Origin of the sequence: Mucilaginibacter sp., assembly GCF_028288205.1 — a bacterium.
Lineage (GTDB): Bacteria > Bacteroidota > Bacteroidia > Sphingobacteriales > Sphingobacteriaceae > Mucilaginibacter.
Window position 1 is genome coordinate 82,427 of sequence record NZ_JAQBOD010000055.1, and the last position, 22,807, is coordinate 105,233.

At 40.2% G+C, this 22,807-nt stretch carries 22 protein-coding genes; 9 read left to right on the forward strand and 13 right to left on the reverse strand.

The window, feature by feature from the left end; genetic code table 11:
* Window positions 1–109: 109 nt before the first annotated feature.
* The 5 genes from JWR23_RS12770 to JWR23_RS12785 form a co-directional block, all read right to left on the reverse strand.
* Window positions 110–1,369, reverse strand: coding sequence for an amidohydrolase family protein (locus JWR23_RS12770; RefSeq protein WP_299516532.1), 1,260 nt, complete (start codon window positions 1,367–1,369; stop codon window positions 110–112).
* A 145-nt stretch (window positions 1,370–1,514) separates the two neighbouring features.
* Window positions 1,515–2,288 (reverse strand): alpha/beta hydrolase, encoded by a 774-nt coding sequence (locus JWR23_RS12775; protein WP_299516534.1) that lies wholly within the window; start codon window positions 2,286–2,288, stop codon window positions 1,515–1,517.
* Window positions 2,289–2,312: 24 nt separating this feature from the next.
* Window positions 2,313–3,179, reverse strand: coding sequence for a fumarylacetoacetate hydrolase family protein (locus JWR23_RS12780; protein ID WP_299516536.1), 867 nt, complete (start codon window positions 3,177–3,179; stop codon window positions 2,313–2,315).
* A 197-nt stretch (window positions 3,180–3,376) separates the two neighbouring features.
* On the reverse strand, window positions 3,377–3,505 hold the full coding sequence (locus tag JWR23_RS17775; RefSeq protein ID WP_367277555.1) for a YqaE/Pmp3 family membrane protein: 129 nt from the start codon (window positions 3,503–3,505) through the stop codon (window positions 3,377–3,379).
* A gap of 157 nt (window positions 3,506–3,662) precedes the next feature.
* Window positions 3,663–3,890 (reverse strand): PLD nuclease N-terminal domain-containing protein, encoded by a 228-nt coding sequence (locus JWR23_RS12785; RefSeq protein WP_299516538.1) that lies wholly within the window; start codon window positions 3,888–3,890, stop codon window positions 3,663–3,665.
* 81 nt (window positions 3,891–3,971) lie between these two features.
* Between JWR23_RS12785 and JWR23_RS12790 the strand changes: the two genes are divergently transcribed.
* On the forward strand, window positions 3,972–4,394 hold the full coding sequence (locus tag JWR23_RS12790) for a secondary thiamine-phosphate synthase enzyme YjbQ (protein WP_299516540.1): 423 nt from the start codon (window positions 3,972–3,974) through the stop codon (window positions 4,392–4,394).
* Between the two features lie 110 nt (window positions 4,395–4,504).
* Here JWR23_RS12790 and JWR23_RS12795 read toward each other — a convergent pair whose 3' ends face one another.
* Window positions 4,505–5,476: a GlxA family transcriptional regulator gene (locus JWR23_RS12795; RefSeq protein WP_299516541.1), complete on the reverse strand. Its 972-nt coding sequence runs from the start codon at window positions 5,474–5,476 to the stop codon at window positions 4,505–4,507.
* 143 nt (window positions 5,477–5,619) lie between these two features.
* On the opposite strand from JWR23_RS12795, the gene JWR23_RS12800 reads away from it, so the two are divergent.
* From JWR23_RS12800 to JWR23_RS12815, 4 genes are read left to right on the forward strand one after another with little or no spacing between them, the layout of a single operon-like run.
* Complete coding sequence (locus JWR23_RS12800; protein ID WP_299516542.1) at window positions 5,620–6,045, forward strand: VOC family protein; 426 nt, start codon at window positions 5,620–5,622, stop codon at window positions 6,043–6,045.
* 12 nt (window positions 6,046–6,057) lie between these two features.
* Window positions 6,058–6,555 carry a DinB family protein gene (locus tag JWR23_RS12805; RefSeq protein ID WP_299516543.1) on the forward strand — a complete coding sequence of 166 codons (498 nt, stop codon included), beginning with the start codon at window positions 6,058–6,060 and terminating at the stop codon, window positions 6,553–6,555.
* Between the two features lie 4 nt (window positions 6,556–6,559).
* Entirely contained in the window at window positions 6,560–6,772 is a 213-nt protein-coding gene (locus JWR23_RS12810; RefSeq protein ID WP_299516544.1) for a hypothetical protein, read from the forward strand.
* A gap of 31 nt (window positions 6,773–6,803) precedes the next feature.
* A complete protein-coding gene (locus tag JWR23_RS12815) occupies window positions 6,804–8,180 on the forward strand; it encodes an MATE family efflux transporter (RefSeq protein WP_299516545.1) in 1,377 nt (458 codons plus the stop codon).
* A gap of 6 nt (window positions 8,181–8,186) precedes the next feature.
* Here the strand turns inward: JWR23_RS12815 and JWR23_RS12820 are convergent, their stop codons facing one another.
* On the reverse strand, window positions 8,187–9,095 hold the full coding sequence (locus JWR23_RS12820) for an alkaline phosphatase family protein (RefSeq protein ID WP_299516546.1): 909 nt from the start codon (window positions 9,093–9,095) through the stop codon (window positions 8,187–8,189).
* A gap of 594 nt (window positions 9,096–9,689) precedes the next feature.
* Here JWR23_RS12820 and JWR23_RS12825 point away from each other — a divergent pair.
* A complete protein-coding gene (locus JWR23_RS12825) occupies window positions 9,690–9,929 on the forward strand; it encodes a hypothetical protein (RefSeq protein WP_299516547.1) in 240 nt (79 codons plus the stop codon).
* 3 nt (window positions 9,930–9,932) lie between these two features.
* Here JWR23_RS12825 and JWR23_RS12830 read toward each other — a convergent pair whose 3' ends face one another.
* The 3 genes from JWR23_RS12830 to JWR23_RS12840 all read right to left on the reverse strand — a co-directional run bounded on the left by JWR23_RS12830 (window position 9,933) and on the right by JWR23_RS12840 (window position 14,672).
* Complete coding sequence (locus JWR23_RS12830; RefSeq protein ID WP_299516548.1) at window positions 9,933–10,658, reverse strand: hemerythrin domain-containing protein; 726 nt, start codon at window positions 10,656–10,658, stop codon at window positions 9,933–9,935.
* 122 nt (window positions 10,659–10,780) lie between these two features.
* On the reverse strand, window positions 10,781–13,558 hold the full coding sequence (locus JWR23_RS12835) for a PKD domain-containing protein (protein WP_299516549.1): 2,778 nt from the start codon (window positions 13,556–13,558) through the stop codon (window positions 10,781–10,783).
* A 127-nt stretch (window positions 13,559–13,685) separates the two neighbouring features.
* Window positions 13,686–14,672 carry a hypothetical protein gene (locus JWR23_RS12840; protein WP_299516550.1) on the reverse strand — a complete coding sequence of 329 codons (987 nt, stop codon included), beginning with the start codon at window positions 14,670–14,672 and terminating at the stop codon, window positions 13,686–13,688.
* A gap of 105 nt (window positions 14,673–14,777) precedes the next feature.
* Here JWR23_RS12840 and JWR23_RS12845 point away from each other — a divergent pair, with 105 nt between their 5' ends.
* On the forward strand, window positions 14,778–15,407 hold the full coding sequence (locus tag JWR23_RS12845) for an MEDS domain-containing protein (protein ID WP_299516551.1): 630 nt from the start codon (window positions 14,778–14,780) through the stop codon (window positions 15,405–15,407).
* A gap of 161 nt (window positions 15,408–15,568) precedes the next feature.
* Here the strand turns inward: JWR23_RS12845 and JWR23_RS12850 are convergent, their stop codons facing one another.
* Window positions 15,569–16,978 (reverse strand): FAD-linked oxidase C-terminal domain-containing protein, encoded by a 1,410-nt coding sequence (locus JWR23_RS12850; protein WP_299516552.1) that lies wholly within the window; start codon window positions 16,976–16,978, stop codon window positions 15,569–15,571.
* Window positions 16,979–17,379: 401 nt separating this feature from the next.
* On the reverse strand, window positions 17,380–17,733 hold the full coding sequence (gene folB, locus JWR23_RS12855; RefSeq protein ID WP_299516553.1) for a dihydroneopterin aldolase: 354 nt from the start codon (window positions 17,731–17,733) through the stop codon (window positions 17,380–17,382).
* Between the two features lie 131 nt (window positions 17,734–17,864).
* Between folB and JWR23_RS12860 the strand changes: the two genes are divergently transcribed.
* Both JWR23_RS12860 and JWR23_RS12865 read left to right on the forward strand, forming a co-directional pair.
* Entirely contained in the window at window positions 17,865–19,046 is a 1,182-nt protein-coding gene (locus JWR23_RS12860; protein WP_299516554.1) for an acyl-CoA dehydrogenase family protein, read from the forward strand.
* A gap of 415 nt (window positions 19,047–19,461) precedes the next feature.
* Window positions 19,462–21,255, forward strand: coding sequence for an ATP-binding protein (locus JWR23_RS12865; protein WP_299516555.1), 1,794 nt, complete (start codon window positions 19,462–19,464; stop codon window positions 21,253–21,255).
* On the opposite strand, the gene JWR23_RS12870 is transcribed toward JWR23_RS12865, so the two are convergent.
* The gene (locus JWR23_RS12870) at window positions 21,223–22,575 is read right to left on the reverse strand and encodes a GH1 family beta-glucosidase (RefSeq protein ID WP_299516556.1); all 1,353 of its coding nucleotides are present in this window, start codon (window positions 22,573–22,575) and stop codon (window positions 21,223–21,225) included. The genes JWR23_RS12865 and JWR23_RS12870 overlap by 33 nt on opposite strands.
* Window positions 22,576–22,807: the final 232 nt, after the last annotated feature.

The following is a 22,807-nucleotide window of genomic DNA, read 5'->3' on the forward strand; positions in this document are numbered from 1 at the left end:
AATTTTAGGTTTTTTTATAATTAATCAGAACAATCTTAAAAATCATGGTTAGACACACAAAAAAGCCGGCAGAATCGCTTCAACCGGCCTGCTATAATTAATTGTGATGTTATGCTTCTACCAATTCTTCATACGGGGTGCCTACCGTCATAGGGTCCTTATGGAACTTGCCATCTTTCATGATGCCATGCAGTCTCTTTTTGTCCTGCAATATTTTGATGTCTTTAAGCGGATCCCCATCAACCAGTAACAGATCGGCCAGGTAGCCTTCTTTAACTTTACCCAGGTCGTTTGGCATATTCATTATTTCGCCGCCCCATACGGTGGCCGCACGAATGGTGTCCATAGTACTCCAGCCTAAACGCTCAACAAATATTTGCAGGTCTTTTGCATAAGTGCCGTGCGGTGTCCATAGGAAACCATAATCGCCGCCCGGAAGTATTTTTATACCTCTCTTGTGCATTTCGGTAAGGCCCCTTACGGCATTTTCTAACTCTCTTTTGTAACCTACCTTTTCTGCAAGCTCGCTCGAGTAGCCAAACTGACCGGCATCTTCTAAAGTCGCGGTTATCCAGTTTAGGCCAGGTGCTACAAATACAGTATCTTTTTTAGCTTCCAGCATATCCATACCTTCGTCGTCAATATAGCTTGCATGATAAATAACATCAACGCCATTACGCAGGCACATTTTTATACTTTCGGCGCTACGCGCGTGGGCAGATACCCTTACACCGCACCTGTGTGCTTCTTTAACAACCACAGCTACTTCATCATCATCAAAAAATGTTTGTTGTGCCCAAACGCGGGTGGTAATTTCTTCGCCGCTTAATATTAGTTTGATCATGTCAACGCCGCTGCCAATAATTTCACGGGCAACTTTTCGTACCTGGTCAACGCCATCAACTACGTTTGATGCTTTTGGCAGTAATAAGCCATTTGAGGTAGCAAGTTCCATAGCATTAGCCAGGTAACGGGGACCGGGAAAACGCCCGGCATTTATAGCATCGCGAATAACAATATCCAGCCTGTTTTTTGCCGATGCAGCGCCAACACACATGGTATAACCGGCATCAATATACATCTTAGCCGATTCGACGCATACCAGCATATGCTCTTCTACCGGCATATTTTGTACAAAGTCTAAATCGCCGCTGTTCCAGCTTAAGTGGGTGTGCGCATCGCATAGGGTAGACATCAGCGTGCGGCCGTTGCCTTCTATTACTCTGGTATCACCATCACCTAAAATGCCGCCACCTTCGGCAACTTTTTTAATACGGTTACCTTCAACCAGCACATCGCCGTTAAAGGTACGCTCGTTATCGCAATCAATAACGTTTACGTTTTTAAATAAAATTGAATTCCCTTTCATAATTATACATTTTAATTGGTTTGTTGCGTGTATTTGGGTTACACTATAATTGGTTTACTGTGTTGTATACGTAGGAAATATTAAGAAAGAAATAAAGAACGACAGGCAGCCATAACATGGGCTGTAAACAAAAAATTCTATACTACTAAGCAGTATAGAATTTTTTAATCAATGCTAAAACCTCGTTTGGCTTTTCGCTTATTGTCCAGTGGCCGCAACCGCTTAACAACTCGTATTGTGAGCCGCTTATGGCTGCATGCAACTTCTCAACATTTGCAGGCGGAGCGGTTTTATCTTCATCACCGGTTATCAGTAATGTTTTACAGGTAATTTTTTCAGGATCGGCTTTAACGCTTTCTGATAAAGCGATACAGCTTTGTGCATAACCTTCGGCATTTTGACGCATTAATGATTCGCGTACATAACCTACCACTACCCCTCTGGTAGTCTTGGTTTCTTCTGATAAGCCACCTACTGATATGGCGTCAGCAACCGGGGTCATACCTTTTTCACGTACCAACGCGGCACGGTCTTTTAAAGCAGGGCGCGCAGGCTCAGGTGCTTCGGCTAACGGGCCCAGCAATACAAGGTCCGTAACTCTGCCGGGTTGTGATGCAGCCATGTGCTGACAAACTATGGTACCCATAGAGTGACCAATAACTTTAGCTTTATCAATACCTAATTCATCTAAAACAGCAAACATATACTCAGCCAGTTCAGGAATAGAAATTCCCTCGGCATTGTCTGATCGTCCTGCGCTTGGCAGATCGGGAGCTATCAGTTTATATTGTTTACCAAATTCAATTGTGGCAGGCGCCCAAAAATTTGATGTGCCGCCTAAACCGTGAACCAGGATAATAGCTTCGCCTTCGCCGGTTACATCTACTGCAATTGTTTTGCCTTTAATAGTTAGAAACATGTTTTTAATTGTTATGGTTAATTTTTATGTGATTGTATTTTCAATATATCCTATTCCTGATATAGCTATTTTCATTACATCGCCTTTTTTCAGGAATTTGGGCGGGTTAAAACCTATCCCTACTCCTGCGGGTGTACCGGTTGCTATAATATCGCCCGGCGACAAGGTCATACTTGCCGATATAGCGGCAATAATGGTTGGTATATCAAATATCAGGTCGCTGGTATTGGCTCTTTGACGCTCTTCGCCATTTATTATGCCGGTTATCTCCATATTGGTTGGGTCAACCTCATCTGCCGATACGATCCATGGACCCATAGGGCAAAAGGTATCAATAGATTTACCCAGGAACCATTGTTTATGGGCCGATTGGGTATCACGTGCGGTAACATCATTAATAACAGTATAACCAAAAACATGGTCGTAGGCGTTTTCTTTGCTGATGGTACGACCGCCCTTACCAATAATAACGCCCAGCTCAGACTCATAATCAATTTTTTCTGATAACGTCCACGGAACTACAACATCATCATAGGGCCCGTTAAGTGAGCTTGGGGCCTTGGTGAAAATGATAGGAAGATCAGGGATAACATCTGTTTTGTTAGAGTCGAACCCGCTGCCGGCAAATTCTTTGGCGTGTGCATGATAGTTTTTACCTACACAAATAATATTTTTATTGGGTTGGGATATGGGCGATAAAAGGTGAACATCATTTATAGCAAATGTCTCACCTGTATATTCGGGAGATGTTCCGTTAGATAGTCCCTCTATTACGGCTATCATAGGGTCAATAGTGTTGCCGGGCGATTGGATAACTTTTATAACAGCGTTATCCACGTCAACAACACCCAGCTTTACAGCTTGGTTAACTTTAAACTTGGCTAATTTCATTAAGAGGTTTATAATTATCTATAAATTAATTGGTTATTTTACAATTAACCAAATAATTTTTGTCGAAAAGAGCTTTCTCAATCGATGTAGTAGTTGGTTTTTCACCGGCAATAAGGTAAAAACTGCCTGTTTATACAGTAAAAAGATAGATTTTAAAGACAATGAAATCGATTGTAATAATTATGTTGCTAACTGTATTACCTGTTACGTTTCATTACACGCACCAGCTGCCTATGTCTTTTAACGGCATAATAATCATTGGTTACTAATATGGCATGTATAACGCCGGGGATCCAAAAAAACAGCGTCAGGAAAATACTTAGGATAAAAGCCCCCTATCCTGCCCGTAGTGAATATAGCAAGCGGGGGTAATAAAAAGCAAAGGAAATAGCGCATAATATAAAATACAATGTTAACTTATGTTAGACCTTGCTTAATATATATAGTTACAGTACATTTAATTTGTAAGTGATGGCTGCCCAACTAAGGAACAGATATTTTGCTCTTACGCCCAATGATGAGGTAAACTATTGAGCCAATAAAAGGGGCAAATAATACAATAAGCGCCCATATTAGTTTAGTAACAGAATCTTTGAAATCTGAACGTACAATATCAATTAAGCAAATTATACTTAGTAACGGATAGGCCAGGGCAAAAGCTATAAAGATCAATTCGACCCCGTTAAATTCAAAAAACAGTAAAGTATTCATAATAAAGGTTTTTACTAAATTACTATTTTATATTACATTTTAGTATCTGCATTGTTATTGCAGGTAAATCAATAAAGCATCATGAAAATATACCAGCAACAATTACAGCTTAGCCACCACAGGCGCGGCTTCCATTTGATTACCGCAGAAGTTATACAAGCACTACCGCAGATCATTGATTTAAAAACAGGTATTTGCCAGGTGTTCATTCAGCATACCTCGGCTTCGCTAACCATTAATGAAAATGCCGATCCTACCGTGCGGAAAGATTTTGAAATGTATTTTAATAAAACCGTACCAGAAAATGATCCTGATTATATCCATGACGATGAGGGCCCTGATGATATGCCCGCACATTTAAAGGCCGCTTTATTAGGAAGCGCTGTAACCATCCCAATACGTAGCGGAAAATTAGCTTTAGGCATGTGGCAAGGTATTTATTTATGTGAGCACCGCAACTATGGTGGGCAAAGGAGTTTGATGATTACGGCCTGGGGAGAGTAATTATTACAGCATTTATTGGCTGAACCATGATTTACGAGATTTGAGGATTACCTGTATAACTCCTAACAAGGCAATCTTTTAATCCCCAAAATCATAGTTCAGACAGCTACCTATCCCATATAAAACTTTTCCCTATACCCTGTTGGCGTCATCCCTACTGTTTTCTTAAATATTTTCCGGAAAGCTTTTGGGTCGCTATAACCGGAGTTAATCATAACCTCGGTCATTTGCTGGTTAGTTTGTATCAGTAGTTTTTTGGCCGCCTCAATACGCGTTTTTTGCAGATATTCAATAGGCGTAATACCGGTTACCAGTTTAAATCTACGGGCAATATTTCTCCGGCTCCCGGGTATTTCTTTTATCAGTTCTTCAATAGTGCCGGTATTTTGATAAGCTGCTGCTATATTTTGCTGTGCCATAGTTACCAACTCATCATTATGGCTTTGTAATGGCGAGAATGTGCTGAAATAAGTTTGCTGGTCCCTATCCATATCAATAGAAAATAATTTGGCTATACGTATGGTTATATCTTTACCGCAATATTTTTGCAGCAGGTGCAGCATTAAATGAAAGCTTGAAGTTGAACCTCCGCTGGTATACAATCCACCATCGCCGGTCACTACTTTATCAGATTGTAATTTTACCGTTGGGAACGCGCTGGCAAATTCTTTACAGGCATCAACGTGCGTGGTAGCTGTTTTGCCGTTAAGCAACCCTGTAGCGCCCAGTAAAAAGGCGCCGGTACATACACAAGCCAACTCGGCCCCTGCCTGAAACTGCTGCTGCAACCAGGGTATATAATTATAATTTTCGCGAATTGCCTGTACAATATCCTCCGACCTAAACGCTGGAATAAATATCAGGTCCTGTTTTGGAGCCGTATTAACCGGTTGTATTTTATATCCGTTAAATTCAATCGCTTTATCTTTTATTATATCAGCTGCACAAAAAAGATTGATATTAAAAGCGGGTTCTTTATTATCTGCAACATAAAACCGGTTAACGCTTTCAAATACATCCAATATAGCGGCTACGCTTAATAACCGGTACCTATTGGTGAGCAAAAGACCTAATTGTATCATATTCGTAAGTTTTAAATGGCAAGGCTAATATATAGAATTTTTGTCTTAAATGCCCCCGATAATTGACCGCTAACACCATTTTTAATACCATTATAAGCAGGTATCTTAGTAAAAACAATCACGCTCACTTAAAACAACAAACAATGGCTAAGATCAATCCTTATTTAAACTTTCTGGGTAAGACCGAGGAAGCTTTTAACTTTTACAAATCGGTATTTGGCGGTGAGTTTTTAACATTGCAGCGCTTTAAAGATACGCCGCATGGCGATAGCATGTCGGCAGAGGATAAAGAGAAAATTATGCATGTAGCGCTGCCAATTGGTGGCAATATATTAATGGGTACCGATGCGTTGGAATCAATGGGACAAAATTTAAAGTTTGGCGATAATTTTTCCATCGCTATCGATCCTGAAAGTATGGATGAGGCTAACAGTCTTTTTAATGGGCTTGCAGTTGGCGGCCAGGTAATGATGCCGTTAGAGAAAATGTTCTGGGGTGCATGGTTCGGTATGCTGGTTGATAAATATGGCGTACAATGGATGGTGAATTATGACGATAGCCAAAAATAAGCCGCAGTTAGCATGAATGATGTTTTAACAGAATTACAAGACACAAAGGCTGAGCTTGAACTGGCCATCTCTTCAATTAGCGATGACCAGTTTAATACTATTCCTTTTAAGGATAGTTGGACGCCCGGGCAAGTATCAGATCATATTCTGAAAGCTGTGGGGGTTGGTGTGCTTTACGGAAATACCAAACCAACAGCGCGAAACCGCGACGAGAAAGTAGCCGAAACCGCTAAGCTCTTTCTGAATATGGATATCAAAATGAAATCTCCGGATTTTATTTTACCATCAAACGCGCCTCAAAATAAGCAAGAGATATTGAGTAAGATTGATGATACCTTTTCCAGATTAATTGAAGCGGCTAAAACGTTAGATCTATCCTTAACCTGCCTGGCATTTGAAGTGCCGGGATTTGGTGAATTTACAAGATCAGAGTTTATATGGTTCTATATTTTCCATGCTCAAAGACATATCTATCAGTTAAAAAATATAGCTAAAGCATTAGGCGATTAATAATATGGTGGTTGAAGTTTTTAAAACAAATGTGGAGGAGATTAAGCTGTCTGAGTTATTAATTCAGCAATTGTTAAATCATTTCCCGGATAGCCGGGTAAACTTTGATATGGAAGACTGCGACAAAATATTGCGTATTGAAGCCGAGGCTATTGTCCCCGAAAAAATAATTGAAGTATTAAACGCAAATGGTTATTCTTGTGAGGTCTTGATCTGATAATTAGGCGATACCTTTTTCACCCCAACTAATGACCGTCAAAAATATATTTTCTATCATACGGCAATCGCTTAATGGCGAGGAACAGGATTATACGCAAGGCAGCATTCGCAAAGCGGTGTTCCTGCTGGCTATCCCTATGATATTAGAGCTAAGCCTGGAAAGTGTTTTTGCTTTGGTGGATATATTTTTTGTAAGTAAGCTGGGCCAGAATGCCATTGCAAGCGTTGGGCTTACAGAATCTGTTATAACCATTGTATATTCTATTGCCATAGGTTTAAGTACAGCGGCCACGGCCATTGTGGCCCGCCGAATTGGCGAAAAAAATACCGAAGGTGCCGCACATGCGGGCGCGCAATCATTAATTATAGCTTTTATTATCAGCGGCTTTTTAACCGTTGCCGGGATGGTGTATGCCGGCGATATTTTATCGTTAATGGGTGCAAGTAAAGCCGTTGTTGCAGAGGGCGCTATATTTACCCGCATAATGTTTGGCGGCAGTCTGGTAATAATATTGATCTTTCTGATCAACGGCATTTTTAGGGGGGCAGGCAACGCGGCCATGGCCATGAAGAGCTTGTGGATTGCCAGCTTAACCAATATAATACTGTGCCCCATTTTAATTCATTTTTTTGGGTTAAAAGGCGCGGCAATAGCTACGGTTACAGGCAGAAGCTCGGGTGTGCTTTATCAATGTTATCATTTAATAAAAGGGCATGGTATTGTAAAATTCACAGCCAAACATTTTAGTCTTGACGCGCCAATAATTAAAACTATCATCACCATTGCCTGGCCCGCTACCTTGCAGTTTGTAATTGCAAGCGGCAGCTGGATAGTTGTAGCCCGGCTGGTAGCCGAAACAGGTGGAACGGCAGCATCGGCAGGTTACCAGGTAGCTATACGCAATGTGGTTTTCTTTATCCTGCCCGCGTGGGGATTAAGCAACGCGGCCGCTACGCTGGTGGGTCAAAATCTTGGGGCCAAAGAAATCCAAAGAGCCGAAAAAAGTGTTATTATGACCGCGAAGTATAACGCTGTTTTTATGGGGATAGTGATGGTGATATTCCTGTTTTTTTCAAACCCTATTATCCGCATATTCACCCAAGATGAAGCAGTTGTTAGATTTGGCATCCAGGCTTTGCAGATATTCGGATCTGCCTATATTTTTTACGGCATTGGCATGGTAATGACACAAGCGCTAAATGGCGCGGGCGATACTAAAACCCCCACCTGGATAAATTTTGTATGTTTCTGGCTCATCCAGATACCTTTAGCCTATTTTCTATCAAAAACACTGGGTATGAAAGCTACAGGAGCTTTTATTTCAATCCCCATTGCCGAAACTATGCTTGCTTTAGCGGCATGGTACTATTTCAAAAAAGGGAAATGGAAAACAGTGAAGGTGTAAGTCTGTTTATTTTTTCCACACATCTGTAATCACCGTAGCTTTTGTGGTGTCGCTAACCGGTAAATTATACATGGCTTCTATAGTGTGCAGTAAATTATAATGGTTGATCTTTTCGCTGTATCTACCCTTATTTATGTTCGCACCGGCAAAAATTGTCGGGATATAATTAACGGGTTTAAAATCGTCTTCATCAAAAGTTACTATTAACAGGCTATTATGCTTTTTGGCCCAATTAACGTAATCACCCAAATTATCCTTTAGCCACTTATCCCCTCTTTGTATGGCCGCTGCATCACCAGATTCGCCTATATTATGCATATCATTATCCATGTTTGGGATAACAAAGGCAACGGTAGGCAACTTATCAAAATTTTTAGGGAACTCATCCATTGGTAAACTTAACGCGGGCGATATGCCATTTACTTTATTACCCAACCAGTTTGCCCATGGCACATGCTTACGTGCGTATAAATATTGGTGCGTCAGATCGCTTATTTTATAATTACAGGGCAAATATCCTGCCGAGGGCATAGTTTCTGCATATCCGCTAAATGTTAAACCGCTACCTATTAAAGCAGCACCTAAATTTGGTGATGTATACGGGGTTATGGTTACCAGGCACTCATCGCCTATGGTATTTTGTACGCTGCCAGAAAACAGGGCCAGATAATTTGGCTGACTTGGGTGCGTTACTCCATGCGAATCTGTAAATAATGCGCCGTCATTGGCAAGTTGATTAATATAAGGCGCATTAGGCGAGCCAATAAGTGCATTATAGCCATGATTTTCTTCAATAACTACAATTACATGATCATAACGATGTGGCTGGTCCTGTGGCTTTTTACTAAAAGAAAAGCATATTATCCCAACGCCTGATAAGGCTGTTATGCTAAGTAGTTTCGGAAGGAATTTCATAGTTCAATACTGTTTTGCAAAGAAACTAAAAATCCTTTCAAATATTGTGGGATAATATATCTTATTCAGCGCAAACGCATTAAAATAATAACACATACCATTAGGAAGCTCCCACGGAGCTTTTTCTAACTTTATAGCTTATTTTCTATAAAGAGGGGACTCCTCCGGAGTCAAATGTCCGCTTTGTTTTCAGCAAATATTGGCTCCGGAGGAGCTCCCTGTTTATAGAAGGAGACAAGACAAATCCTATTTTGGCCCCTATTGGAGCCTCCTTATACATGCGATATGCTTTGAGTTCTTTTAATGCGTTTGCCCTGATGCCTTATTAACTATTCACATTTTTCAGGGCGAGGTATATTTACCGATCAGGATATTATTGGGTGAGTTGTTTTAATTGCCCGGGGTACTGTAAGGCTTTCCAATCCAAATCTCCATCAAAAATGACCTACCCGTCACTTTTCTTAACCAATTTTAACATTTACAATCACAATATCCACCGGGTGAATAGCGTATTATTTGCATTATGTTTAATCGCTAAAACCCACTGCCCATTTGAAGAAAACGGACTATTCAATTATTTAAAATCATCACAACATGAAATTTAAAATGAAGTTAGCCGACGGTACTACTCAAATAATACAAATAACTGCCGACTATTTTAAAACCTGGCGCGTGTGGCGGGTACAGGTGAACGGAAAAGTTGCCATGCTATACAAATTAGGCAATGAGTGGATGCAGCGTCATGAAGATTATTTAGATGCCCGTACTTTATTGGCTATAGGCAATTATATTGATAGTATGCTTTCGTCGCCGGATAACGCTTCATTTGCCTGACAATTATATATTGGGGGTAAAAAGGTTAAGGTCATAAATATTCATTCCTTTTTCAATTTGGGTTACTTTATCAACGGCCATATCAAAGCCGTCGCCACCAAATTGTTCCTTTTCCTTTTTCTCAAAATCTTCGCCCAGCGAATCGTACTCATGTTTAGAGATGAGCTTATGTAAGGCAGGGAACAATACGGTATCTTCCCGGGCTTCATGGGGGTTATACATTCGTACAAACGCCTGCATATCCTGCGCCATCAACTTTCGTTCATCAGGTGTAGGGTTGGGCTTTTTTGCGTTTTCAATAATACGCAGGGTTAATAGCCTGCCTTTTTTGTGTTGCACTCTTAATATTTTGGTGAGGTCGGTTAGCTGCCCGGCTTTTTCAAAACGTGGAAATAAGTGATCTTCTTCCAGCTTCTCATGGTAATCTTCTACAAAACTTTTAATAAGATTGGCCGATTGCCCAACCAGTTCCAGGTTGAGGTCCTTGCCTTTTATAAGCCGTGACGATGCCTCATCATAAATAAGTAGTATTCTTTTCAGTACACCATGCTCGCGCATCAGGTCCTCGTTAGTGGTCACATCATCGTCTCCCCCCTTCTGCAATCCACATGAGCTGATACCGGTTAAAGCTATGCCTCCTGCTGCAAGCAAGCTGGTTTTAGTTAAAAAGTCCCGCCGGCCTTTGTCTTGCTGATCTAACCGGTTAGATTGATTGTTAAGATTCTCCATGATGCAATATTGAACAACTTATAACTGTACTATCAAAATTAATACCATTACTGCCTGCTGCTTTAAAAGCGATGGATTTAAATCCCTGAAAAACTGACTGATACATTTTGCTAAACAGCCTTCTACCTGATGATGGTGACATAGCCCGATATGATTTTACGGCCATGTTTTGGATCAATAAAGTAATAATAAACCCCCGTGGGCAGGTCCTTGTTATTAAACCTTCCATCCCATGCCATTGGATAACCTACTGATGTATAAACTTTTTGCCCGTAACGATTAAATACCTCAACCGTACAATCCAAATAAGTATCAAGGTGTTTAATATCCCAAACATCATTAATACCATCGCCATTCGGCGTAAAAGCATTAGGTATAACCGGGCTTTTTAATACCGAAACAGTAACCTTATCGCTTGCAGAACACCCTTCACTATTAGTTACGGTAATGGTATAAGTAATATCCTGCCCCGGGCTAACCACCGGGTCAGGAATAGCAGCATTACTTAAGCCGGTAATTGGCAACCACGCGTAGGTAATACCATCGCCGGTTGCTGTGGCATGTAAGGTGCCGCTGCCTCCTGCTAATATGGCAATTGCTGTACCCGCGTTTACAGTTGGTATCGGCTTAACCATAATGGTATTGCTTATGGTATCAGCACAGGTGCTGTTAGCTGTAAAAATGTACTTTATATTAAATGTGCCCACGCCTGCACCTGCAGGATCAAACAACCCGGTACTGCTTACTCCCGTACCTGAGTACACGCCCGATCCTGCAATGCCGCTGTTCTCTTGCGCGTTTAACTGAATTTTACCTGCATTTAAGCAAACAGCAGTGGGCGTGTTAAAAGAAACAGCAGGTGTAGCCAGCAGGGTTATGGTTTTATCCATTTCTGACACACAGGTACCACCCGAATAAGCCAGCATACGTACCTGGTAATTCCGGGTAGCCAGTGGGGTATGAAATTCGGGATAAGTATGCTGATAAAGCTTTCCTGAATATGGGCTGTTATCTGTTTCTTGAATGGTTATATCGCTGCTATCATAGTACCATATTACTTTGGTGATATTGCCAAAGTCAACCACAGACTCGTTGGTAAAATACACCGGCCGGCTACTGCATAGCGCCGCGGCATTTAATACATTAAAAATAGCGGTTGGCGTAGAGCCGTTTACCATAAAATCTTTAACTGTTGTAACCTGGCACCCATTAACCGAAGTTACAGTGAGTGTAACATGGTATAGTTTTGCCTGTATATATTTATGTGTTGGGTCCTTAAGGTTTGATGTATTAGGATTTGCAGCCGTAGCGTTTGCATCGCCAAAATCCCATAAATAAGTAAACCCGGCAGCGGTATTATCGGCTATGGTTGTGCTGTCTGTAAACTTAGCGTATGAATCGGCCAGGCATACCGCGGGCGTACCAAATTTCACCACGGGTAGAGGGCTTATTTTAATGGTTTTGATTAAGGTTGATGTACAGCCCTTATCATTAGTAATGAGCAATTTTACTGTATAAGTACCGGTAGCAGCATAGATATGCCGAAAAGCCTGGTTATCGGTTTTGATTTCGGTCAAGCCATCACCATAGCTCCATGCGCTGGCGGTTATTGTGCCCTCCGCGCTGGTTGATACATCGTTAAATGTAACGGCTTTAGTAACACAATCGGGTGTTGAATAATTAAATGATGCAACAGGTGGTTGCCCTATATGTATACTTTTAGGGGTTGATGCCACTGCACAGCCATTACTATTTGTAACCGTTAATTGTACGATATAAGTACCCGGCGCTGCATACAGGTGCGACGGATTTTGTATGGCAGATGTTTGACCGTCGCCAAAATTCCATAGCCATGTTTTTACGTTTGCTGTAGACTTATCCTTAAAAGCCGTTGAATCGCCAAAGCAGGTATTATCGGGCGCTAATAGTGCCGCCGCGGGCGAAGGTAATACCGTTAATATGAGCTGGTTTGATGACACTACACAATTGGAAACATTAATATTATCCGCTTGCCCCGAAACTATCCGGTAAGAATAAGTACCGGCAATAGCTGGTGATAAAAAACTAAAGGACGAATTAGTACCCGCCGGTCCCTGGTCTGTCCAAACACCATTAACCAGCATCTGACGTTTTTGATTATAGTTAGCAGCCAATGTTGTGGTTGTATTAATATGTACCGTTTGCGGTGTGCCCGAGCATAGCGTTTGTGAGGTAACAGATTGATCAAATACTACCGCCACCTGGGCACCATACGGCCTAAAGGTTATATCATCAATAGCAATATCATTGCCTATACCTCCCGGAGCGTTATTAACCATTTTTAAAACTATGGCGTCGGTACCTGGCGGCGTGGTAAATGTAAAAGGATATTGTATCCATGCGTCGCCAGTCGGAATATCATTGGTATTGCCCGTGCCAAGTACAGCTCCGCCTGCAGTTTCAATAGAAAACGTTACATTAGGTAAAATTCCGTTGTTTTTTAACAGGTTTTTCATCCAGGCTGCAAACTGGTATTTGGTGTTACCGCATAAACCTATAACTGTACGGGTATAAAAAATGCCGGGTGTATAACTACCGTTCACCAGCATAAAATAACCACCCTGGTTTCCGGTATGATCGGTTGTGATCCACCAGCCCCCATTTGTATTACTTGAAGTATTTACAATGGTATAATAATTATCGTTAGGTGTACCGGCGCTGTAGGTATAAGAAGTTGAGCCCGAATCTGCTGGTAAAGGGCCGGCATATTTATTTATGCCCGAGCCAAAAGTTATATTAACAATAGGATCGCCTAAACTTTGTGTATATCCTTTACTGCTAAAAAACAAGATTATCAGACTGATAAAGATAACAGCGTAAATATTTTTACGAATAGCTATTCCTTTAAAGTATTTAAACATCGGTATCCCCGGTAAACATAATTTGGTTTGGATGTTAAAAGTATCATAAATAGATGAAATACACTATAGAATTAATTGAAAGTTATTGGCTATCAATTCAATTACCAACTTATGAGCGTAAGCAATTTTAACGACGGAGACTAAAACACTCTATCGAATTTAACAATGGTGACCCTCCGCTATTGCCTACCCCTGCCGCGGTATATATTTTCTTGTCGTAATAAATAGCTCCTGTAGCATGCCTGCCCGCAATAAGCGGTGGTAATGTTCTAAATTCGTCGGTTTTAACATTGTAGGCCTCCGCTTCGTTATGCGATATTTTCTGGACAGTGCTTTCTCCTGCTATTATCAGTATCTCATTTTTTATAACTACTAAGGCATTGCCCGCTCGTAACGTGGGCAGCTTAGCATTTGCTGTGCTCCACTTACCGGTGTTAAAATCATAAACATCCACCTCTGCAATAGTATTATTTAACAATTTCTTTTCCATTGCGTTTGATTGTACACCGGCAATACAATATAATTTATGACCAACAACGGCAGCTTTAAAATGATCCCTGGCCCTGGGGGCATCATTAAGTTTGGTCCATTGGTTAGTTTGCGGGTTATACTCATCAAACCATGCAACATTACCCGTCCAATGCCCGTCCAATATCCCGTTAACCAGGTAAAATTTATCTTTATAAACAACTACCCCACCCGATCCTCTTTGCCTGTCTTTAGGTATTTCTGCACCTACGCGCCAACTGTCTGATGCGGGATTATATATATAAATATTGGCAACCGGCTTTTCGTGCGGGAAACCACCCGTCATGGCACCGCAGATATAAATTTCATCTTTATATGCAATGGCTTGGAAATGATTTAGTTCGATCGGCGGTTTTGCACCATTTGTCCAGGTGGATGTTTTTGGATCAAATACAGAAATATTTTTTATTCCCCGACCGCCCAATAGGTAAAACAGCCCTTTAATATTTACAAAATCCCCTTCTTCCCTTACTATAAAGTTGCCGTTTGTAGCTATAATTTCCCAGTTGTATCCTTTAAATTGTGCATTAGCATTAAACTCAAGCAAACAAACTATAACAAAAATAATCAGACTAATTTTTTTCATAATTGAGGCAGTGCAAATTGGTTTAATATAAAGGAATAAAATTTTACATAATTACAAACAATTACGGATGATTTGCGTTTTATGCAAGTTAACTTCTGATAATAAATGGATAATAGTAGTACTGGGGAGTGGTACCGTAGTGAAACCAAGATTTTCTGGAATGATATTGCAACTGATAATCATATAGTTCAAATTTACGATGACGACTCCATTTTGTTAAATACACTTACTAATTACGTCATCGAGGGATTTAATGCGGACAATTGTGCAATTGTTATTGCAACTCCAAATCATTTGAATATACTGAACACGCGGCTTGTGAAATATGGCTTTGACCTGAATAGACTAATGGCTACTGATGACTACATACCATTAAATGCTGTTGAAACGCTTTCAAAGTTTATGGTAGATGGATACCCCGATGAAAAATATTTCATGGAAACGGTAGGCCCTATTATGAAGAGAGCTAATAAAAACGGAAGGCAGGTACGTGCGTTTGGCGAAATGGTAGCATTATTGTGGGAACGCGGAAACAGTAGCGCTACCCTACAACTGGAGCACTTATGGAATAAGTTTTGTGCAACAGAGTCTTTTTGCCTGTTTTGTGCCTACTCTAAAAGTGGTTTTAGTAATGACTCCAGCGCCGCAATAATGCATATTTGCAGCGCCCACTCCAAACTGATCGAAGCAGACGAAAAATTTCCTTCAGAAATACTATATAAAAATGTTGTTTAAAAAAAGTAAAAACATTACTGCTTAATTATCACTGGTTTTATAATTAAGAAAGGCGGCGGGAAGCAAAATATTGAACCCGTTCCCATACTGCTGGTCACCCATATTTTCCGTCTTCATGTTTAATGATCTCCTACAAAATATACAAGTCCAATCCACTGTTTTTACTTTTTTTGGTCAAATATTTTCCCCGGATTTAATATGTAATTTTTATCGAAAACCTTTTTAATACCACGCCATAGCTCAAAGTGTATAGGCGAATACTTTATTGGCATAAAATCTTTTTGTACCAGCCCAATACCATGTTCGCCGGATAAAGTGCCCTCTAAAGATACCGTTAGCTCAAATATTTCGCGTATGCCATCTTTCAGTTTGGTATTCCAGTCTTCATCACTCATGTTGGCTTTAATAATATTTACATGCAGGTTGCCATCGCCTGCATGGCCATAGCATACAGATTCAAAACCATATTTAGCTCCCGTATCTTTTATACCTTTTATCAATTGCGGTAACGCCGCGCGGGGCACTACGGTGTCTTCTTCTTTGTATACGGAGTTTGATTTTACTGATACGGCCATAGTGCGCCTTATGCGCCATAACTCTTCCTTTTGTGCTGCCGATTCGCCAAAAAGTACATCTGTACAACCAAATTCTTCTAAAACAGTATTGATCTTTTCACAATCACCAAATATTACATCCGGATTGGTACCATCAACTTCTATCAGCAAAAATGCGGCTACATCATCTTTCAGATCAAAAATTATCCCGTCATGCTCTATTACCCACTCTACCCCTCTCCGCTCCATGAACTCTAATGCCGATGGTACTATACCGGCCCTGAAAATAGCCGGTACCGCGGCGCATGCCGCTTCATTCGATTTGAATGATGCCAGCATCAAGGCATCAGTAGTTGGCGCGGGAATAAGTTTAACCACAATTTTGGTAACAATACCTAATGTGCCTTCCGACCCGATAATCAACTGGGTTAAATTATATCCTGATGAATATTTTAAAGTGTTAGCACCCGTCCAGATTATCTCTCCCGATGGCAAAACTATTTCCAGGTTTAATATGTACTCGCGTATGGTACCATACTTTACCACCCTGGGCCCGCCAGAGCCGTGCGATACATTCCCACCTATAAAACAACTGCCCTTGCTTGCCGGGTCAATAGGGTAAAGCAAACCTTTAGCGGCAACCTGGTTCATAAATTCTTCTGTTATTACACCCGGTTCAACAGTGGCCTGCAGGTTTTGCTCATCTATATTCAGTATTTTGTTAAATCGCTCCATGGCTATAAGTAAGCCGCCCATTATAGGCAAGGCACCACCGCTTAGCCCTGTACCCGCACCTCTTGGTGTTACAGGTATTAAATGCTCATTACAAAGTTTTAGCAGCGCTGCAACTTCCTGCGGCGATTTGGGTTTAGCAACAACCTCGGGATAAAAGTGCAGATCTTCCGTTTCGTCATGGCTGTATTTTTCCATGTCATTAGGCGTTATTATAACCGCATCGTCACCTACAATTAATTTAATTGCAATTAATATATCTTCGGTTATTTTATTGTAAGTCATAAAATTTAAAAAAATCTAAAATTATCAGGGCAGACGTATTAAAATTTCTTTGCCCTCTTTCCGCGCAGCGAAGAGAGGGCCGACCAGCGTAGCGTAGTCGGGGTGAGTAATCGCCACCGTGCATTGGCGGTAATGTCGCTTTATTAGTACTCACCCGATCATCGCTAAGTCGCTCGATCACCCTCTCTTCCGCAAGCGGTAAAGAGGGTTGGGATGGTGGATTTTTTAATGCGTCTGCCCTGCAAAATTATAGATTTATGTATTATAAATTGATTTATATGTCATTAACTTATAAAACTCCAACCGGAAAGAATCACCGGGATGAGCAGCGTGGCGGTAAAATTCACCAAAAACAAACCGGCCAAAGAAAATTACCGGTATGATGAGATTATCCTAAATAATTATTTACTGTAATTAATTGTAACGCTTGAATATTTGGTTTTGGCACCAACCAACGGATTGAGCTTTTTAATAACAACCTGTATAGTATCTGCAAAGGCATATTGTTTTTTTATCTCATTGATAATTGCCTGCGCCACCGTTTCAATTATTTTTTTGGGGAGCTTCATTTCTTCGCAGGCAATATCATAAAGCTTTTCGTAATTTACGGTATTACTTAAATTGTCTTCTTTAATATTGCCGGTTGGCGTAAAGCCAACCTCCACATCAACAATAAAATAACTCCCTATTTTTTGTTCTTCGGGGTAAAAACCATGATAGGCAAAAAACTCCGCTCCGTGCAAGGCTACAATCATTTTCAAAAGTAATTGTTTTAGTTGATTTAGTGAGTGGTGAATAGTGAGCAGTTAGCTTACTTTTTTATTCATCATTCACTACTCACTATTTTCTATTCAGCTATATTTGTTTAATACTAATTAAATGCCTTATGCCAAAAACTGATCTTTTTGAATCGCCAGACTATTATCAATTAGATGAACTGCTTACAGATGAACATAAACTGATACGCAAAAGTGTGCGCGATTGGGTAAAAAAAGAAGTAAGCCCCATAATTGAGGACTATGCCCAGCGGTCAGAGTTTCCAAAACAATTATTGAAAGGCCTGGCAGCAATTGGCGCCTTTGGGCCTACTATTCCGGCGCAATATGGCGGGCTTGGTTTAGATTATATGGCTTATGGCATAATAATGCAGGAAATTGAGCGGGGCGATTCAGGAATCAGATCAACTGCATCTGTACAAGGTTCATTAGTTATGTATCCTATTTATGCTTACGGATCGGAAGAACAACGCATGAAATACCTGCCCAAATTAGCGTCCGGCGAATTAATTGGCTGCTTTGGCCTGACTGAGCCTGACCATGGGTCTGACCCCGGCGGCATGACTACCAACTTTAAAGATGCCGGCGACCATTATATTTTAAACGGGGCAAAAATGTGGATATCAAACGCCCCATTTGCTGATATAGCTATTGTTTGGGCAAAAAACGAGCATGGTAAAATACATGGATTGATTGTTGAGCGTGGAATGGAAGGCTTTTCAACGCCCGAAACACATAATAAATGGTCATTACGTGCATCAGCTACCGGCGAACTGGTGTTTGATAATGTTAAGATCCCTAAAAAGAATTTATTGCCGAATGTATCCGGGTTGAAAGGCCCGCTTGGGTGCCTTAACCAGGCCCGATATGGTATAGCGTGGGGCGCATTAGGCGCGGCTATGGATTGTTATGATACGGCTCTGCGGTATGCCAAAGAACGCAAACAATTTGGCAAACCAATTGCTGCTTTCCAGTTGCAACAAAAAAAACTGGCCGAAATGATAACTGAAATAACAAAAGGACAATTGCTGATTTGGCGGCTTGCCACATTAAAGAATGAAAACAAAGCTACACCTGCGCAAATATCAATGGCAAAACGTAACAGTGTAGAAACAGCTATGCACGTAGCCCGCGAAGCACGGCAAATACTTGGCGGTATGGGAATAACTGGCGAATATCCAATAATGCGGCATATGATGAACCTTGAATCAGTAGTTACTTATGAGGGCACGCATGATATTCACTTATTAATTACAGGATTAGATATAACCGGAGAAGAAGCATTTAAATAATAAAATGGCAACAAGACTATTCATTTACAGCCAAATATACGCCTGATAATCTTATATTTGTGTCCTCTATAGTTAATATACATTGATCAGTCAGAAAAAATATTTTACTTATAAAATCACTTTTCACAAGCTGTGGTTATGCGTTTTATTACTGGCAATAAATTCTTGCAAACAAAAAAAAACAGATTCTGTAGGTTATTCAGACGGTTTTAAATCTATACTAAATAAAGTAGATACCTTATTTGCAACCAACAGGGTTAATAAAGGGCTCCACGTTCTTGATTCAGCTCTAAACCGAATCAGTAAACCCACTATCGAAGATAAATTCAGAATGTATGGGTTTCATTACGTTTATAATCACAAAACAAAGGGTGATAATAAAAAAGCTTTGCTTTATGCTGATAGCATGCTTAACATGGCTAACCAAAGCATAACCAAAAAACAATACGTGGCGCTTTATACTGAAGCAAATTTTGCTATTGGTGATGCCTACTTCTCTATGCAGCAGTACAATGCGGCCTATAAGCATTTTTTCCGGGGCTATATTGTTGGAAAAAATAATTTAAACAGGAAAGCACTTGCAGAATATATGTATCGTATGGGTATGATAACCTATAAGATGGGTAACTATAAATTTGCTACAGACTATTTTAAGAAAAGTTATAGCTATCATTCCGCTACTACTAATGAGTTTGTAACCTTTTATAATATACAGGAACTGCTGGATAACATTGCATTAAGCTACAAACACAATAATGAGCCGGATAGTGCGGTTGTATATTTTAATAAGGCTTTAAATTTTCTGGATCAATATGGCTCTCAGTTTAAAGACCGGCTTAAAATGATTGATATGGCCAAAGGGGTTATATGTGGAAACAAAGCCGAAGTATTGGTTTTACAGGGTAAGTATACAGAAGCCATTGAACTATTAAAAAAGAGTATTGAAACTAATCTGCAAAAGGGATATGACAACAACGACGCCCAATTAACAGAAGTAAAACTGGCCCAGCTTTATTTTGATCACCACAAGGATAAGGCTCTTATTGATTTATTAAATACCATGCGGCCCCAATTGGATAAGGTTAAAAACGCGGAGGCTCAAACAGACTGGAACCGTTTAATGAGCAAGTATTATCTTCGAAAAAAAAACCTGCCAAAAGCAATACGTTATCTCCAAACGTACAATACACTCAAAGACTCGAACATTAAAAAGCTTAATTTATTAAGAGAAAGCGATATAAATAAGCAGCTGGATAGTTATGAAAAGCAGCAACAAATTGAGAAACTAAGCAGCAATAATAAGGTACAACTAATATCATTATACGTAATAATAGTTTTTGCTGTAATGGCCCTGGTTATTATATTGCTGATTTATCGTAACTGGATAAGGTCTAAAAAAGATGTACAAACTGTTAACCTTTTAAACAAGCAAATAAATGAGCAAAACAGTATTTTAGAAAACGCCTTAAATGAACTTAAAATAAGCAGCCAGGAGAAAGACAGGATATTACGTACCGTTGCTCATGACTTGCGCAACCCTATTGGTGGTATTGCATCATTAACTAATTTAATGGCTGATGATGAATATACTGATGACCAGAAAGAATTAATAAACCTGGTTAAAGAAACCTCCTACAATTCGTTAGAATTAATAGAAGAAATATTAGAAGCAACAAATATCTCTTTGATAGAGTTAAACCTGGAGCAAATAGATATCAACTCGCTTGTGAGCAATAGTGTAGAACTGTTACGATTTAAAGCTTCAGAAAAAGGCCAGAAAATATTCTTTGAACCGCTAAGCAAACCACAGGACCTTTACATTTGTCGTGAAAAAATATGGCGTGTAATAAGTAATCTTATCAGTAACGCTATAAAATTCAGCCCTACCGGCGCATCAATTTTTGTAAAGGTTGTTACACAGAATGACGAGGTTATTATAGCTGTAAAAGATAATGGCATTGGCATACCTGATAAATTAAAGGACCAGGTTTTCAATATGTTTACTACAGCGCAACGGCCGGGTACAGCAGGCGAAAAATCTTTTGGCCTGGGCCTGTCAATTTGCTGGCAGATAATGGAAAAATCGGGTGGCAAAATATGGTTTGACAGCGATAGTAAAACCGGAACTACATTTTTTATAAGCTTTCCGCTTCACGATCCTGATGTACCTGCTAAATCACCTCAGCAAGTTAGCATACCACAGTCCTGATGCTTTAATGATGCGCTGCTGCGTTTCAAAATCAACATAAATAATCCCGAAACGCGGGTTATAACCTTCGGCCCATTCAAAATTATCGGTAAGGGTCCATATAAAATAACCGCTTACTTTACAGCCCTCGTTTTTAGCTTTTAAAACCTGTTGCAGGTACTTTTGTAAGTATTCAACACGCTTGGGGTCATCAACTTCGCTATTTATAACCTCATCCGGGAAAGCGGCACCACTTTCAGTAAGATATATTTTTTTTATCTGCGGGTATTTATCATACTTCTTTAAAATATGGTAGATAGAGGCCGGGTAAACCTCCCACCCCATGGCTGTTACAGGTACTTTTCTTTTTTCGGCTTTAACCAGACTGGCATGAATGTAAGGCGTAAAAAAAGAGTACTTTACAATTTCGCGCGTATAGTTTTGTATGCCGATAAAATCAAAATCAAACTTTAAATTATCCTCATCGCCCGGCAAAATATATTTCTCCATGCCTTTTAATACAGCAAGCTCGGCAGGGTAACCTAAACCTAATATGGGTTCAATAAATAAACGGTTAAGCAAAGCATCAACACGTACAGCCGCGGCAACATCTTTAGGATTATCAGAATAGGGTTCGATATATGAACAAGAAAAGGTAGTGCCAATTTCCGCATCAGGCAAAGCGCCGCGTAATACTTTAGCCCCTGCCGTAATACTTAAAACAGCATGATGAATAGCGGGCATGAAATTTTTAATGCCCGTTTTACCCGGCGCATGTATTCCGAAGAAATAACCCGCTCCTGTAAACACCGCCGGTTCGTTCATTACCATCCAGTGCTTTACCCTATCACCAAAAGCATGGGCGCATATCTTTACATATTCAGTAAACCAGTCAACCACGGCCCGGTTTGTCCAGCCGCCTTGCAGTTCGAGCGCGTGTGGCAGGTCCCAATGATATAAAGTTAGCCAGGGCTGTATATCTTGTTGCAGGCAATAATCAATTATACGGTTATAGTAGTCAATCCCAGCCTGGTTAACAGCACCTGTTCCGTTAGGCAAAATACGCGCCCATGAAATAGAGAACCTGAAATTTGGAATGTTAAGCTGTTTGATCAGATCGATATCATCTTGATAACGATTATAAAAGTCGGTAGCTATGCGGTGATGGTGCCCGTTTAATATTTTACCTTTTTTAGCTGTAAAAACGTCCCAGATAGATTCGCCTTTGCCATCAGCATTATGTGCGCCTTCAATTTGTACAGCCGCGGTTGATACCCCCCACGTAAAATCTTCGCCGAAAAGTTGTTTATTAATTGGTGTATCCTGAATAGTAGAGTCCATTAAATTGAGCTACGCAATGCCCAAAATTGTATATTATAATTGTAATAGAAAAAATTTCGTGAAAATAAACTTAGTGTATAAAAGAAGATCTCATACTTTTTAAGATCATCCATTCACGTAAGCTGTTGAATAAATTGACGATGAATTTCATAACAGTGATTTTTATGTCCAATACTAAGGTACGCTGCCTGTATATGTTTATGATGACGTTAATATTATGTTATTGTTAACC